The 12,775-nt window shown below is 51.4% G+C and carries 11 protein-coding genes; 7 read left to right on the top strand and 4 right to left on the bottom strand.

Going from position 1 to position 12,775, the window contains the following annotated elements; genetic code table 11:
* Positions 1 to 2: 2 nt before the first annotated feature.
* Entirely contained in the window at positions 3 to 899 is an 897-nt protein-coding gene (locus tag QWY20_RS06305) for a recombination-associated protein RdgC (RefSeq protein WP_330128184.1), read from the bottom strand.
* A gap of 83 nt (positions 900 to 982) precedes the next feature.
* Positions 983 to 2,728 carry an ATP-binding protein gene (locus tag QWY20_RS06300; protein ID WP_330128183.1) on the bottom strand — a complete coding sequence of 582 codons (1,746 nt, stop codon included), beginning with the start codon at positions 2,726 to 2,728 and terminating at the stop codon, positions 983 to 985.
* Between the two features lie 294 nt (positions 2,729 to 3,022).
* Here QWY20_RS06300 and QWY20_RS06295 point away from each other — a divergent pair, with 294 nt between their 5' ends.
* The 7 genes from QWY20_RS06295 to ung all read left to right on the top strand — a co-directional run bounded on the left by QWY20_RS06295 (position 3,023) and on the right by ung (position 10,799).
* On the top strand, positions 3,023 to 3,388 hold the full coding sequence (locus QWY20_RS06295) for a response regulator (RefSeq protein WP_330128182.1): 366 nt from the start codon (positions 3,023 to 3,025) through the stop codon (positions 3,386 to 3,388).
* The gene (locus tag QWY20_RS06290) at positions 3,388 to 3,996 is read left to right on the top strand and encodes a chemotaxis protein (RefSeq protein WP_330128181.1); all 609 of its coding nucleotides are present in this window, start codon (positions 3,388 to 3,390) and stop codon (positions 3,994 to 3,996) included. The genes QWY20_RS06295 and QWY20_RS06290 overlap by 1 nt, the downstream gene beginning before the upstream one ends.
* Positions 3,997 to 4,124: 128 nt before the next feature.
* Positions 4,125 to 5,096 carry a sensor domain-containing diguanylate cyclase gene (locus tag QWY20_RS06285; RefSeq protein WP_330128180.1) on the top strand — a complete coding sequence of 324 codons (972 nt, stop codon included), beginning with the start codon at positions 4,125 to 4,127 and terminating at the stop codon, positions 5,094 to 5,096.
* 325 nt (positions 5,097 to 5,421) lie between these two features.
* Positions 5,422 to 7,881 carry a bifunctional aspartate kinase/homoserine dehydrogenase I gene (thrA, locus tag QWY20_RS06280; protein ID WP_330128179.1) on the top strand — a complete coding sequence of 820 codons (2,460 nt, stop codon included), beginning with the start codon at positions 5,422 to 5,424 and terminating at the stop codon, positions 7,879 to 7,881.
* A gap of 14 nt (positions 7,882 to 7,895) precedes the next feature.
* Entirely contained in the window at positions 7,896 to 8,852 is a 957-nt protein-coding gene (gene thrB, locus QWY20_RS06275) for a homoserine kinase (RefSeq protein ID WP_330128178.1), read from the top strand.
* Positions 8,843 to 10,129 (top strand): threonine synthase, encoded by a 1,287-nt coding sequence (thrC, locus tag QWY20_RS06270; protein ID WP_330128177.1) that lies wholly within the window; start codon positions 8,843 to 8,845, stop codon positions 10,127 to 10,129. The genes thrB and thrC overlap by 10 nt, the downstream gene beginning before the upstream one ends.
* Positions 10,122 to 10,799, top strand: a complete 678-nt coding sequence (ung, locus tag QWY20_RS06265; RefSeq protein ID WP_330128306.1) for a uracil-DNA glycosylase — start codon at positions 10,122 to 10,124, stop codon at positions 10,797 to 10,799. The genes thrC and ung overlap by 8 nt, the downstream gene beginning before the upstream one ends.
* 50 nt (positions 10,800 to 10,849) lie before the next feature.
* Here the strand turns inward: ung and QWY20_RS06260 are convergent, their stop codons facing one another.
* The gene (locus QWY20_RS06260) at positions 10,850 to 11,029 is read right to left on the bottom strand and encodes a DUF3545 family protein (RefSeq protein WP_330128176.1); all 180 of its coding nucleotides are present in this window, start codon (positions 11,027 to 11,029) and stop codon (positions 10,850 to 10,852) included.
* Positions 11,030 to 11,123: 94 nt separating this feature from the next.
* On the bottom strand, positions 11,124 to 12,755 hold the full coding sequence (gene pgi, locus QWY20_RS06255) for a glucose-6-phosphate isomerase (RefSeq protein ID WP_330128175.1): 1,632 nt from the start codon (positions 12,753 to 12,755) through the stop codon (positions 11,124 to 11,126).
* Between the last annotated feature and the right edge of the window lie 20 nt (positions 12,756 to 12,775).

The raw sequence follows: 12,775 nt of genomic DNA, 5'->3' as shown, positions 1-12,775 counted from the left end.
GTTTATTCCACTTCAATCACGGCCTGAGCAACCTGGTCAAGTGCCATGCTCAGGGTCGATGCCATGAGCAGGGAGTCGGCGGCCAACCGAGCCTCTGCATCTTCCCAGCCTAGCTCATCATTTTTGCTGCTGATGCTGTCGTGGTAACGAATACTTTTCAAGCTACCATCATCACAAACTTTCAGGCTTAGGCCCTCTTCTTGCTGCAGTTCCAATCGTGTGACCTGCTTATCCTGTAAATGACTTTGTACTTCATCAGTGGTCAGCAAATGGTTGCTAAAGCGAACTTTGGCACCTTCTTCATCCGGTGCTTTGAGCTCTACTTCATGGCCAAGCTGAAAGGATGCGGGTAGCTGCTTGGACTGCAGCCAAAATTGCAGGCAGTTGCTCAGGCGGTACGGATCCAACCAGGGCAAAGCAGGCAACGAACCTATGGCTTTGCGTAGTAAGGCCAGCACCTCTTCAGCCCGGCTACTGCTGCTGGTGTGGATCATAATGCGGTGCTTGCTCTGGTCATAGCAGGCTAATACCAACTGGGTTTTACTAAAAGCGCGGGGTAACAGCTCGAATGTGACCTCTTCTTTGATGCTGTCTTTTTCTTTACGGCTTAGTGCCCGGCCTTTTTCAGCCTCTAAAGCTTGCAGGCGGGGCTGCATCTCATCTTGCACCACGGCCGCAGGCAGCAATTTCTCTTGCCGTTTGACAGCGAAAAACAGGTACTGCTGGTTCTGGTAACAATAACTTTGGGCAGACTCAAACGGAAAGCTAAACCCCAGGCTGCTTTGTTGCTGACCGGTACAGGGCGTAAAACGAAATTCGGCCAGTGCTTGTTCCAGCGAGCTCTGGTCGAGCGAGAGCGGGGAACTTAACTGATAAACACGACTATTTTTAAACCACATAATTCACTCAGTTGCGCTGAAAAGCGGCCAGTATAGCGCGTTCAGCCGCAGGTTCAATGGCAACGGCTGTTTCAGTAGAAGCGTTAACCGGTAAGCTTTTTTGGAAAGCGAATGTGGTAGTGCAAGCCTTTGCCTGGCTCGCTGTTCACTTCGATACTGCCTTTGAGGGTTTGACGAACAAGGTTGTAGGTAATGTGTGTGCCAAGGCCGCTGCCACCCGCTTCCCGTTTGGTGGTAAAGAACGGGTGAAACAGCTTTTCCAACTGCTCCGTATTTAATCCTTTGCCATCGTCGCTGTAACGAATATCAATGTCGTCACCATCCTCCAGTACAGTAATGCGAATGAGCCCTTGCTCTTTGTCTTCAAAACCATGGATCAGAGAATTCATCAGTAGGTTGGTAAATATTTGCGAGATAGCACCAGCCGGGCAGGTCAGTTGTAGATCCGTCGGGCAATTCACATCGACCTGATGTTTCGTTTTCTTAAAATGCGGATGCAAGGAGCGAATGACTTCCTGCAGATAGCTATCCAACCGGATGGTTCGAATGGCCTCACTGGTTTGATCGACAGCAATCTGTTTAAAGCTGGCAATCAGATCGGAGGCTCTGTTTAGGTTAGACTCGAGCAAGGCTGTTGTTTCCCCGGCTTCAGCGATGAATTGCTCCAGATTTTTGGGTGACAGCGTTTTTTCTTGATAAGCTTTTTGCAGTGTATGAATTTTTTCTGATAAGAAACTGGTGGCGGTTACCCCAATCCCGACTGGGGTATTTACTTCATGGGTGATACCGGCGACCAGACCGCCAAGGGCCGCCATTTTTTCCGATTGAACCAGACGATCCTGAGTTTGTTTTAAATCATCCACCAGATTTTCCAGCTCTGTCTGCTTGTTGCGCAGTGCATGCTCGATATGACGACGGCGCTCAATTTCTTCTTTCAGGCTCTGCTGTTTCACTTCCAGTTGTTGCTTTTGCTGCTGCAAATCCATCATGGCCTGACTTAACCCCGAGGTTTTACGGGCAACTTCCTGCTCCAGCACCAGGTTGTGTTGATCCAGCTTTTCATTGCTTACCAGCAATTCTTTTTGAGTACTTTCCAGTTCAGCTTTGTAATCCTGTACCCGGCGGATTAACCGGTTAAACGCTGTGGTCATCACACTGAGCTCAATACTGCTTTGTGCCTGACTGGTCTCTATCCGGGTTCCTTCCAAATGATCCAGTTCCAAATCTTCAATTTGTTGGGTCAATTCGCCAAGCGGCTCGGTCAGGTAACGGCGAAACGCAAACAAAAACAAAATGATTAAGAAGGTCGTTTTTAGCATGGCATTGCCAATCAGAAAGAAAATACCAACTTTGATTCGATCAATGACAATAGCGCGACTTGAGAACAAGGTGACATCACCAACCTGTGTCGCCCGGCCGGAAAACTCAAAAATCAGTGGAAACGTATAGCCAAACAGGCCCGATTGCTGCTCCGCCAGCTGAATACCTTCACGGACCAGTTCACTGCCATGGCGTTGGCTGATGTCAACGTGACGGCCTAGTTGCGTGATCACTGTTCCGCTGTCATCCCGTACAATGATGCCTTCTACCGCTGGAATGGCCAGTAAGCCATCTGCAATCACCAGTGCTTGCTGGGTGTTCAGCTCCCAGATTGCCCTGGTCAGGCTACCGGAAAAAGTTTGTTGTAAGGTCGCCAGTTCACTGTTGATGTACCGCTTGGTATTGAAGTATTCAGCACCGATCTGAGCCAGAGTGACCACAAAGGTCAGGATAAAATACACCGATAATACTTTGGTCAGCAGGGTTCTGGATAAACTTCTTTGCTGCATAGATGGTCCTTTGAAAACAGCACAGTATCTATTATTGTCAGGCTTATTGGGATGGCAGGCATCAGTATAGCGCCCACCTATGACTATAGCCTAATTTTCAGATGAATGGCCTGAGCTACCATAAGCGCTGAGTGGCTTATTATGGCAACTCATACCATTTTATAGTCCCAAAGTAGCAGAGTTTGTGCCGACTTGCATTGTATTTGGCTTCTGGTTATAGTCGATGCGATACTGCGGATAACACCAAGAAATTAAAAATAAAATCATTCTTCACGAGCGTAGAGAACCGTAGCGATGAGCTTAACTGCTTTGATTTGTGACGATTCGGTACTGGCACGTAAGCAAGTTAAGAAAAGCTTGCCCGAGAGTTTTGCCGCCGAGATTCTTACTGCATCCAATGGACTGGAAGCTTTGGATATTCTGAGCTCGCAAGAGGTTGGGGTAGTTTTTCTTGATCTGACTATGCCAGAGTTGGATGGCATTGGTGTGTTAGAGGCCATTAAAGCACGGCAATTAAAGTGTGTTGTGATTGTCATTTCGGCGGATATTCAGCCAGAAATGCAAAAGCGGGTGGCAGAGCTTGGTGCTTTGGCTTTTATTCAAAAGCCGGTCAACAGCGACAAGCTTGCACAGATTATGCACGAGTATGGGCTAATTTAATGGCCATGCTGACGACAGACCAGCAGGATGCACTGCAGGAGCTGATGAATGTATCCATGGGCCTGGCCAGTGATCAATTGGCCCGCTACTTAGATACTCTGGTGCATTTACAGGTACCAGCGATGCAAGTGGTCAGCGCTACCGACATGCCATCACAATTCCGGGAGCTCTATGCTGATAAAGAAGCGTACCTTATCAGTCAGGGGTTTATTGGTCCTGCCGGCATGCAGGGCGAGGCGATGTTGCTTTACAACCTGAGCAGTGCCAAACAACTGGCCAACATACTGGGTTATCAGCAACATGATGTCAGCGATGCAGAAATGTTGAGTGACATCAGCTCTATTCTTACCACAACTTTTTTGAACAGTTTGGCAGCGCAGTTAGACAGTACCCTGTCTTACAGCGCTCCCCGACAGCTCAGTTGCGAGAATAATCAGCTGATTGAGCGTTTGCAAGAGTTGGCCAGTCGTTGGAATGTTGCGTTGCAGGTGAATATCCAATATCAGGTGACAAACTATGCGTTTCAGTGCGATATGATTTTGTTGATCCCCGGTAGCGCTTTGCAGATTTTGCAGCAGCAGCTGGATATTATTTTGCAAGATTACTGATCATCGAAGTACAGAGCATCAACGCATTGATTTGTCATTAGACTGACAGATAGCTGCCCTAACGGACAACTGTATTCAGAGACATAGCTGGTCAACTTGCAATTTGTTAACAGAGTCGAGGAGTTCGGATGGACGCGCATTGGCTGGCGATGCCAATATTGCAGCAATTAAACAGTGGTGTATTGGTGCTCAGTACCGACTATGGCATCAGTTTTTATAACCAGTTTATTGAGCGAAGGTTGGGCGTTCCCTTGGCAGAGGTCCGGCATAAATCGTTGTTTGATGTGTTTACCGACCTACCTGAGGCCTGGCTTAAGCGCAAGCTGGATAGTGTGATCGCCTTAAATGCACCTACCTTCAGCTCGTGGGAGCAGCGGCCCTATGTCCTTAAGTTACCACACCTGCGTCCGGTGACCGGCGGCAGTGATTACATGATGCAAAACTGCAGCATGCTGCCATTGGTGCATCCTCATACCGGTGAAACCTTTATCTGTCTACTGATAGAAGATGCTACCGATGTCAGCATCTATCAACTGGAGCTGCAGCGCAATATGCAGGCCTTGCAACAGGCAAACCGTTTGGATGGCCTGACCCGGCTGTACAACCGCAGTTACTGGGAGCAGTTGCTGCACTCCGAGGTGCTGCGTGCGAAGCGCTATCATCAACCTTTGTCTCTGATTTTATTTGATTTGGATAAATTCAAGCAATTGAATGATGACTATGGTCATCTCGGTGGCGATTTCGTGCTGATTGAGTTGGCCAGCTTTATTCAGAGCCTGTTGCGTGAGTCGGATTTTCTGGGGCGCTACGGAGGGGAGGAGTTTGGCATTATTTTACCCAACACCAGTCAAAGTGGGGCAACGGAGGTTGCCGAAAGGATTTGCCGTCAGGTAGCTGCCCATCAGTTGCTGTTCAATCAGCGGATTATTCGTGCCACCATCAGTCTTGGCGTTGCTGAGTTTAATCCGCACCGACATCAGGAAGCACATGATTTGCTGCAATGTGCCGATGTTGCCTTGTATGTCTCGAAGCGTCAGGGCCGTAACCGTAGCACCAGCTATCGGGATGACTTGCAAAAAGTGTTGCAGAAGGTAAATTAAGATCACCCCTTGATTAGCTATTGACAGACGTCTATAAGTCTGTGCATTATGAAGCCTATGAAAAAATTACAGACTCTCACCACCACCATTATTATTACCACCACCCTGTCGGGGTAGGAGGTCGGTGGTGCTTTGTCGCCAGAAAACCCGTGACCTCACCCGTCACGGGTTTTTTGTTTTTACCCGGTGAGTTTCTAGCGGCACTCAGGCAACGTTGACGACTAGCCAGTGTCACTTCAGATAAAGCGGGATAAGGGCGTTAAGACCCAACAAAAACAACCAGGTAGAAAACAGACCAACAATTTGAATGATTCAGGAGTAATATATGCGAGTGCTAAAATTTGGCGGGTCTTCGCTGGCCTCGGTCGCACGCTTCCAGGATGTGGCTACCATAGTGGCAGACAGCGCACGGCATACCGAGCTTTGTCTGGTCTTGTCGGCGCCTCAGGGCGTCACCAATCTGCTGGTTGAGCTGACGGATCTTGCCTACATGGGGGCTGATTATCAGGATTTGCTGCAAAGTTTGCAGTTGCGCTATCAGCAATTGCTGGATGAAGCAGCCATGGAAACGGGGGGGGGAGCGCTTGGTTCGGTGCAAGCTTTAATGCAAGCCCAACTGGAGCTGTTAGCGCAGCGCTTGCAAGGCGTGCAGTTGTTGCGGCATTGTCCGGATCACATCAAAGCCCAGTTGCTGGGGCTGGGTGAGCAATTCAGCGTGTCTTTGATGCAGGCGTTATTGCAGGCGCAAGGTATTCAAGTGACTTTGTTATCCGCAGTGGACTGCGTGCGCAGTGAAGGCGATTATCTGAATGCCTCAGCCGATATCAAAGGCTCAGAGCTGGCTTTAAAGGCGGCTATTGCCGCGACAAAGGCTCAGGTCTATCTGTTGGCAGGTTTTGTGTCCAGCAATGCACAAGGCGAAACCTGTCTGCTGGGGCGCAATGGTTCGGATTACTCTGCTGCTATTGTTGCGGCCAGTATTCAGGCCGAAGCCTGTGAGATATGGACCGATGTCGATGGTGTCTACAGTGCGGACCCGCGTCAAGTGAAACAGACCCAGCTGATTGAACGTTTATCCTACGATGAAGCCATGGAGCTGTCTTATTTTGGTGCCAAGGTGTTGCACCCTAAAACCATAGGCCCGCTGGCACGCTATGGCATTCCCTGTTACATCAAAAATACCCTGAATCCGGCTGCTCCTGGTACCTGCATTGCCAGTCAAGGCGACGGTGAGTCGCTGGTGAAAGGCATTTCCAGCTTGCAGCATCTGGCCTTGATTACCGTGTCCGGTCCTGGCCTAAAAGGCGTGGTGGGAATGGCCAGTCGGGTCTTTGCTACCATGGCGCGGGCCAATATATCGGTCAACCTGATTACTCAGTCCTCGTCCGAGTTTAGCATCAGTTTCTGTGTGCCTCAGTTGCATCTGACTGCAGCGCAAAAGGCGCTGGAAGCCGAGTTTGAATTGGAGCTGCAAAACAACCTGCTACGGCCGTTGGATATTGCTGCGGATATGGCCATTGTGAGCCTGGTCGGTGATGGTATGCGCCAACATAAAGGCGTTGCAGCCAAGTTTTTTGCTTCACTGGCACAAGCCCGGGTCAATGTCGTGGCGATTGCACAGGATAGTAGTGAGCGCTCGATTTCTGCCGTGGTGGCGCAGTCGTCCTGCCAGGATGCGGTGAAAGTGTGTCATGAAAACTTTTTCAGTCATATTCCCAGCATCGATGTGTTTCTGGTCGGTTGTGGTGTGGTGGGTGCTGAGCTTTTGGCCCAGATCAAGCGGCAGCAGGATTTTCTACAGCAGCGCCATGTGAAACTGAAAGTGTACGGCATTGCCAACAGTCAGCACTTAGTACTGCAACCGGATGGTGTTGACTTAACCGGTTGGCAAGCCCAGCTATCGCAAAGTAAACAGCGCTTTTCGTTGCCGGCGCTCAGTCAGTTTGTGCAGGAGCAGCATCTGATTAATCCGGTGTTGGTGGACTGCACCAGCTCTGAAGCCATTGCCAGCCAGTACGCTGACTTTCTGGCAGCTGGCTTCCATGTGGTCACCCCCAACAAGAAAGCCAATACAGCCAGTATGGGGTATTATCGACAGTTACGGCAGACTGCCCAGCAGCATCGACGCCGCTTTTTGTACGAGACTACGGTCGGCGCCGGCTTGCCGGTGATTGATACCTTGCAAGGCCTGCTGCATGCCGGTGATGAGCTGTTGGCCTTTGAAGGTATTTTATCCGGCTCATTATCCTATATTTTTGGCATGCTGGAGCAGGGCCTGAGTTTGTCTGAGGTGACGTTAAAAGCCAAAGCGATGGGCTTTACCGAACCGGATCCTCGGGATGATTTATCCGGCATGGATGTAGCACGCAAGCTGCTTATTATGGCGCGGGAGTCTGGTTTGGAGCTGGAGCTGGATCAGGTATCGGTAGAGTCGGTGCTGCCGGTCGACTTCGATGCTTCCGGCTCCATCGACGACTTTTTAGCCCGGCTACCGCACGCCGATGCTGCTTTTGCCAGCCGGGTGGCAAAAGCCAAAGCAGAAGGCAAGGTGCTGCGCTACATTGGTGAAATTCGGGATGGTCATTGCAAGGTGGCGATAAAAGCCCTGGCTGAAGATCATCCGCTGGCCAAAGTGAAAGACGGTGAAAATGCACTGGCGATCCACAGCCGGTACTATCAGCCTATCCCCTTTGTGCTGCGGGGCTATGGCGCTGGTGCTGCGGTAACTTCGGCCGGGGTGTTTAGTGACATCTTACGTACGCTGTCCTGGCAGCAGGAAGTCTGAGTGGAGCCATTAGTATGACACAGTGTTACTATGCGCCGGCATCCACCGGTAATGTCAGTGTAGGCTTTGATTTGTTAGGGGCTGCTTTTGAACCAGTCAATGGGCAGAGGCTGGGGGATGTGCTGGCCATTCGTGGTGAATGCGCGAACACCAGGCTAAGTCTGAGTGGACGGTATCAGCACCAACTGCCAGCAGACACGGACGACAATCTCATTCTGCGGTGTTATCAGCTGTTTCAGCAGCGGCTTGGTAAAGCATTGCCAGGCCTGGATCTTCACCTTTACAAAGAGCTGCCGGTTGGCAGTGGGCTAGGCTCCAGTGCTTGTTCCATCGTGGTTGCCTGTTTTGCATTTAACCACTATTTTTCAGAGCCATTAAGCCAGGTGGAGCTGCTGCAGTTGATGGCTGAAGCCGAAGGAGGGGTCAGTGGCTCGGTGCATTACGACAATGTGGCACCATCCTATCTGGGTGGTTTGCAGTTGATGCTGCCAGGTAGTGAGCGTCTATGCCGGGATTTACCCTGGTTTGAGCACTGGCGGGTGGTGCTGAGTTACCCCGGTACCACCTTATCGACCAAGGCAGCCAGGGCAGCTATCCCTGCGCAGTTGCCGCTTAAAACCAGTATTGAGTTTGCTGCCGGCCTAAGTCGCTTTGTCTCGGCCTTGTATTGCCAGGATGAAGCCGAAGCTATCGCCGCTCTGAAGGATGTGGTGGCAGAACCCGCCCGGGCTTTGTTGATGCCTGAGCTGCCGGTACTGCGTCAGGCATTAATGGAGTTGGGAGTGGTTCATGTCGGTATATCCGGGGCCGGTCCTACTGTATTTGCGCTTTGCCAAACCGAGCAAGTTGCCGCAAAGGCTGCCAGCTATCTGGCTAGTCACTATGAAAAAAATCAGGATGCGATGACGCATATTTGTCGATTGGCCTCAGCTGGGGCGCGTTCAGTAAAGGATCCCATTCCATGCAGTTAGTTAATTTAAAAGTAGCCAGCGAGCAAGTGAGTTTTTTGCAGGCCGTCCGCACCGGCCTTGGCCAGCAGCAAGGGTTGTTTTTCCCCACCGAGTGGCCAAAGCTGGATTGTGATGCCTTGTTAGCGCTACCACTGGTAGAGCGCAGCACTGAAATCATGCAAGCCTTGTTTGGTGATGAGCTATCACAGGATGACATCCGGCAGATGGTACAGCAGGCTTTTACTTTTCCAGCCCCGCTGCACCCGGTCAAAGCCGATGTATTTTGTCTGGAGCTATTCCATGGCCCGACCCTGGCGTTTAAAGACTTTGGCGGGCGTTTTATGGCGCAAGCGCTGGCCAAAGCGCAGCAACAGCAAAAGGTGACTATTGTCACGGCAACGTCCGGTGATACCGGCGCCGCTGTGGCGCAAGCTTTTTACCGCCAGCCCGGCGTGCAGGTGGTGATTTTGTACCCGAAAGGAAAAATCAGCAGTCTGCAGGAAAAGCTGTTTTCGACGCTGGGTGAGAATATTACCAGCGTGGCCATCGAAGGGGATTTCGATCAGTGTCAGGCGCTGGTAAAGCAAGTGTTCGACCAGCAAGAGCTGGTGCAGCGGCTGAATATTAACTCGGCTAACTCGATCAATATCAGTCGTTTACTGGCGCAGGTCTGCTATTACTTTGAAGCTCTGGCTCAGGTACCGGCAGAGCGGCGCAAGGATGTGGTGTTTGCCGTACCCAGTGGTAACTTTGGCAATGTTACTGCCGGCCTGATTGCCAAAGCACTGGGGTTGCCATTTAAGCGGATGGTGGCTGCAACCAACATCAACGATACCGTACCTCGTTATTGGCGGGAGGGGCAGTGGTTACCAAAAGCCACTCAAGCTACCTTGTCCAACGCCATGGACATCAGCGCGCCGAACAACTGGCCACGGGTAGAAGCTTTGCTTGAGCAAGGCATTATTCAGCGGCATGAGCTTGAGGCGGTGGCGGTGGATGAAGACGATACCCAGCTCGGCATGCGACAGCTGGCAGCAGATGGTTACATCAGTGAGCCACATGCGGCAGTGGCTTATAAGGCACTAAAACGTTCGTTGCAATCGGGTGAAATCGGCATCTTCCTTGGCACCGCCCATCCAGCTAAGTTTAAAGAGCAGGTCGAGAACATTTTGGGTTGTCCCATTGCTTTACCGTCCGTGCTGGCCAAATGCCAGGCCGAGCCCAGTCTGAGCAAAGAACTGCCTGCTGACTTTGCGGCTTTGCAGCAGTTACTCAATGAGCTTGATCCCGATGCTTGAGTGGCAGGATGTAATCGGGGCTGAGAAAGAGCAGCCGTACTTTCAACAGATCATGCAGCAGGTGCAGCAAGCGCGGGCGAGCGGCCAGGTGATTTACCCGCCGGAGAAGGAGGCATTTACGGCCTTTAAGCTAACCCGCTTTGCCGATTTGAAAGTGGTGATTCTGGGGCAGGATCCTTATCATGGACCGAACCAGGCACATGGTTTGGCTTTTTCAGTGCGACCCGGGGTAGCGGTGCCACCGTCGTTACGCAATATGTACAAAGAGTTGGCACTGGAATATCCGGACTATCAGATCCCAAATCATGGCTATTTAAAAGCCTGGGCAGAGCAGGGGGTATTGTTGCTGAATACGGCGTTAACGGTGGTGGCCAATCAGGCTAACTCGCATCGTGAGCTGGGCTGGGAACAGTTTACCGATAAAGTGATAGCCGGGGTGAGTGCTCAGGCAGAACATGTGGTGTTTTTACTCTGGGGATCGCATGCGATCCGCAAAGCGAGCCTGATTAACCGTCAGCAGCATACCGTGCTGACAGCGCCACATCCTTCACCTTTATCCGCCTACCGGGGCTTTTTTGGCTGCAATCACTTTATGCAGGCCAATGAAGCACTAAAGGCGCATGGACAAACGCCTATTCAATGGCAATTGCCTTTGCAGGCAGAGCTGTAAACAGAGCGTATCAATAAAAACGCCCACATCCTGCGATGTGGGCGTTTTTATTAAAATAACTCTATGTCATCCAGTTCAGGTTCAATGGTCCAGTCCATGTCGGCCAGTTCGCGTTTTAACCGCTGCCGCTCTTTCATGGCCTCGATTTCCCGCCATTTGCGCTTCCCCGTACCACGCGCTTTGTGCGCCGGACGTTCCAACATATTCAGTAAGTCTTCGAAGCTTTCCATTCAGCTGCCTCTCTGATGTTGTTGTTATTTTCAACAAAGGTGTACCATAGACTTTATTAAAAATAAAGGTTCAGAGTGACAACATGATGACATTTTATCCTGTTTTGCTACTGGTCAGATGTCTTTGTAGGCTAGCCAGTAAGCCCGAGGTGGAGCTGTCAAACGGAGCCGGCTTGCCATTAAGCGCCTGATAAATAGGGCCTGATAGCTGTTTCCCAAGCTCTACTCCCCATTGATCAAAGGAGTTCAGCTGCCAAATTGCCCCCTGACAAAACACCTTGTGCTCATACAGCGCCAGCAAGGCTCCCAGATAGAAGGGAGACAGCTCTGGCAGCAGCAAGGTATTGCTGGGTTTGTTGCCGGGGGATGCTTTATGTGGTGCCAGCATGGCAGCGTGCTGCTCGCTCATGCCTTGTGCCAGGCACTCGGCTTTGGCTTCTGCGATGGTTTTGCCCTGCATCAGCGCTTGCGTTTGGGCAAAGCAGTGCGCTGCCAGTCTCAGATGATGATCCGTTAGGGCATGCTGGGGTTTAGCTGCCAGGATAAAATCAGCCGGAATAACCAGCTGGCTTTGATGCAGCAGTTGATGGTAAGCATGTTGACCATTGGTACCAGCATCCCCCCAAATGACGGGTGCTGTGGCGCAAGGCAGCGGTTGACCGGCATGATCCACCTGTTTGCCGTTACTTTCCATATCCAGTTGCTGTACATAAGATGGTAGCAAACGCAGATAATGGTTGTAGGGCAACAAGGCCTGGCTTTGACAGCCCATGCCATTGATGTACCAAATCCCCAGCAGCGCCAGTACCACAGGCATGTTGTTGGCTAGATCAGCCTGCAAGAAGTGCTGATCCATCGCATGGGCACCAGCCAGGAATTGCTCAAACTGCTCATTGCCAAGCTGCAGCGCCAACGGCAAGCCAATGGCCGACCAAATGGAGTAGCGGCCGCCCACCCAATCCCACATCGGCAAAATATGCTCGGGCATGATGCCAAAATCAGCCGCAGCCTGAATGTTGGAGCTGGTAGCCCAAAAATGCCGGGTAATGGCAGCCTGATCAGCCCCATGGTCGAGGAACCATTGCCGCAGGCTCAGCGCATTCTGCCGGGTTTCTTCGGTCCCGAAGGATTTGGACGCTACCACCACCAGGCTGGTTTCCGGCTTCAGGGTCTGGCAGAGATCATGCACCACAGCGCCATCAATATTGCCGGCAAAGTGGATTTTTACCGGGCTTTGATTGAACGGGTTGAGCGCCTCGCAGGCCATTTGAGGGCCCAGCAGGGAGCCGCCAATTCCCACCCAGATCAAATCGGTGATCGGTTGACCCTGATAGCCCAGATAGCTTTGTGCATGCAGTTGATTGACCAGCGCTGTCATCTGCTGGCGGCAGCTACGAATTTCGGTAGCGACTGCCTGATCATCCAAAGTGGTGAGCGCATGCTCCGGCAAGCGTAAACGCATATGGCCAACACTGCGCTGTTCGGTATGGTTGATGGCTTCACCGGCTACCATACGCGAGCGAAGTTGGCACAGCTCACTCTGCTTAGCCAGTGCCAGCAACTGCTGCCAGCGTTGTTCATTGATCAGGTTTTTGGAATAATCCAGTTCAATGCCACAGGCAGCCAGTTGATAGCGTTGGGCGCGTTCAGCATCGTCTGAAAATGCCTGACGCAGTGAAAAAGGCTCAGCAGCCAGTTGCTGCAGAGCCTGCCAGGGGGCGCTCATAATGGGATCCTTCTGCGATG

The sequence above is a fragment of the Alkalimonas cellulosilytica genome (assembly GCF_036325985.1).
In the GTDB taxonomy this organism is placed as follows: Bacteria; Pseudomonadota; Gammaproteobacteria; order Enterobacterales; family Alteromonadaceae; genus Alkalimonas; species Alkalimonas cellulosilytica.
The sequence above is the reverse complement of the archived record's forward strand: the minus strand, read 5'-3'. Positions and strand labels throughout refer to the sequence as shown.

Bases quoted from the DNA above. Each gene is read 5' to 3' on its own strand.
- QWY20_RS06290 (WP_330128181.1), top strand. From the start codon at position 3,388: ATGGCCATGCTGACGACAGACCAGCAGGATGCACTGCAGGAGCTGATG.
- pgi (WP_330128175.1), bottom strand. From the start codon at position 12,755: ATGAGCGCCCCCTGGCAGGCTCTGCAGCAACTGGCTGCTGAGCCTTTT.
- QWY20_RS06305 (WP_330128184.1), bottom strand. From the start codon at position 899: ATGTGGTTTAAAAATAGTCGTGTTTATCAGTTAAGTTCCCCGCTCTCG.
- QWY20_RS06260 (WP_330128176.1), bottom strand. From the start codon at position 11,029: ATGGAAAGCTTCGAAGACTTACTGAATATGTTGGAACGTCCGGCGCAC.
- QWY20_RS06285 (WP_330128180.1), top strand. From the start codon at position 4,125: ATGGACGCGCATTGGCTGGCGATGCCAATATTGCAGCAATTAAACAGT.
- QWY20_RS06295 (WP_330128182.1), top strand. From the start codon at position 3,023: ATGAGCTTAACTGCTTTGATTTGTGACGATTCGGTACTGGCACGTAAG.
- thrB (WP_330128178.1), top strand. From the start codon at position 7,896: ATGACACAGTGTTACTATGCGCCGGCATCCACCGGTAATGTCAGTGTA.
- thrC (WP_330128177.1), top strand. From the start codon at position 8,843: ATGCAGTTAGTTAATTTAAAAGTAGCCAGCGAGCAAGTGAGTTTTTTG.
- thrA (WP_330128179.1), top strand. From the start codon at position 5,422: ATGCGAGTGCTAAAATTTGGCGGGTCTTCGCTGGCCTCGGTCGCACGC.
- ung (WP_330128306.1), top strand. From the start codon at position 10,122: ATGCTTGAGTGGCAGGATGTAATCGGGGCTGAGAAAGAGCAGCCGTAC.
- QWY20_RS06300 (WP_330128183.1), bottom strand. From the start codon at position 2,728: ATGCAGCAAAGAAGTTTATCCAGAACCCTGCTGACCAAAGTATTATCG.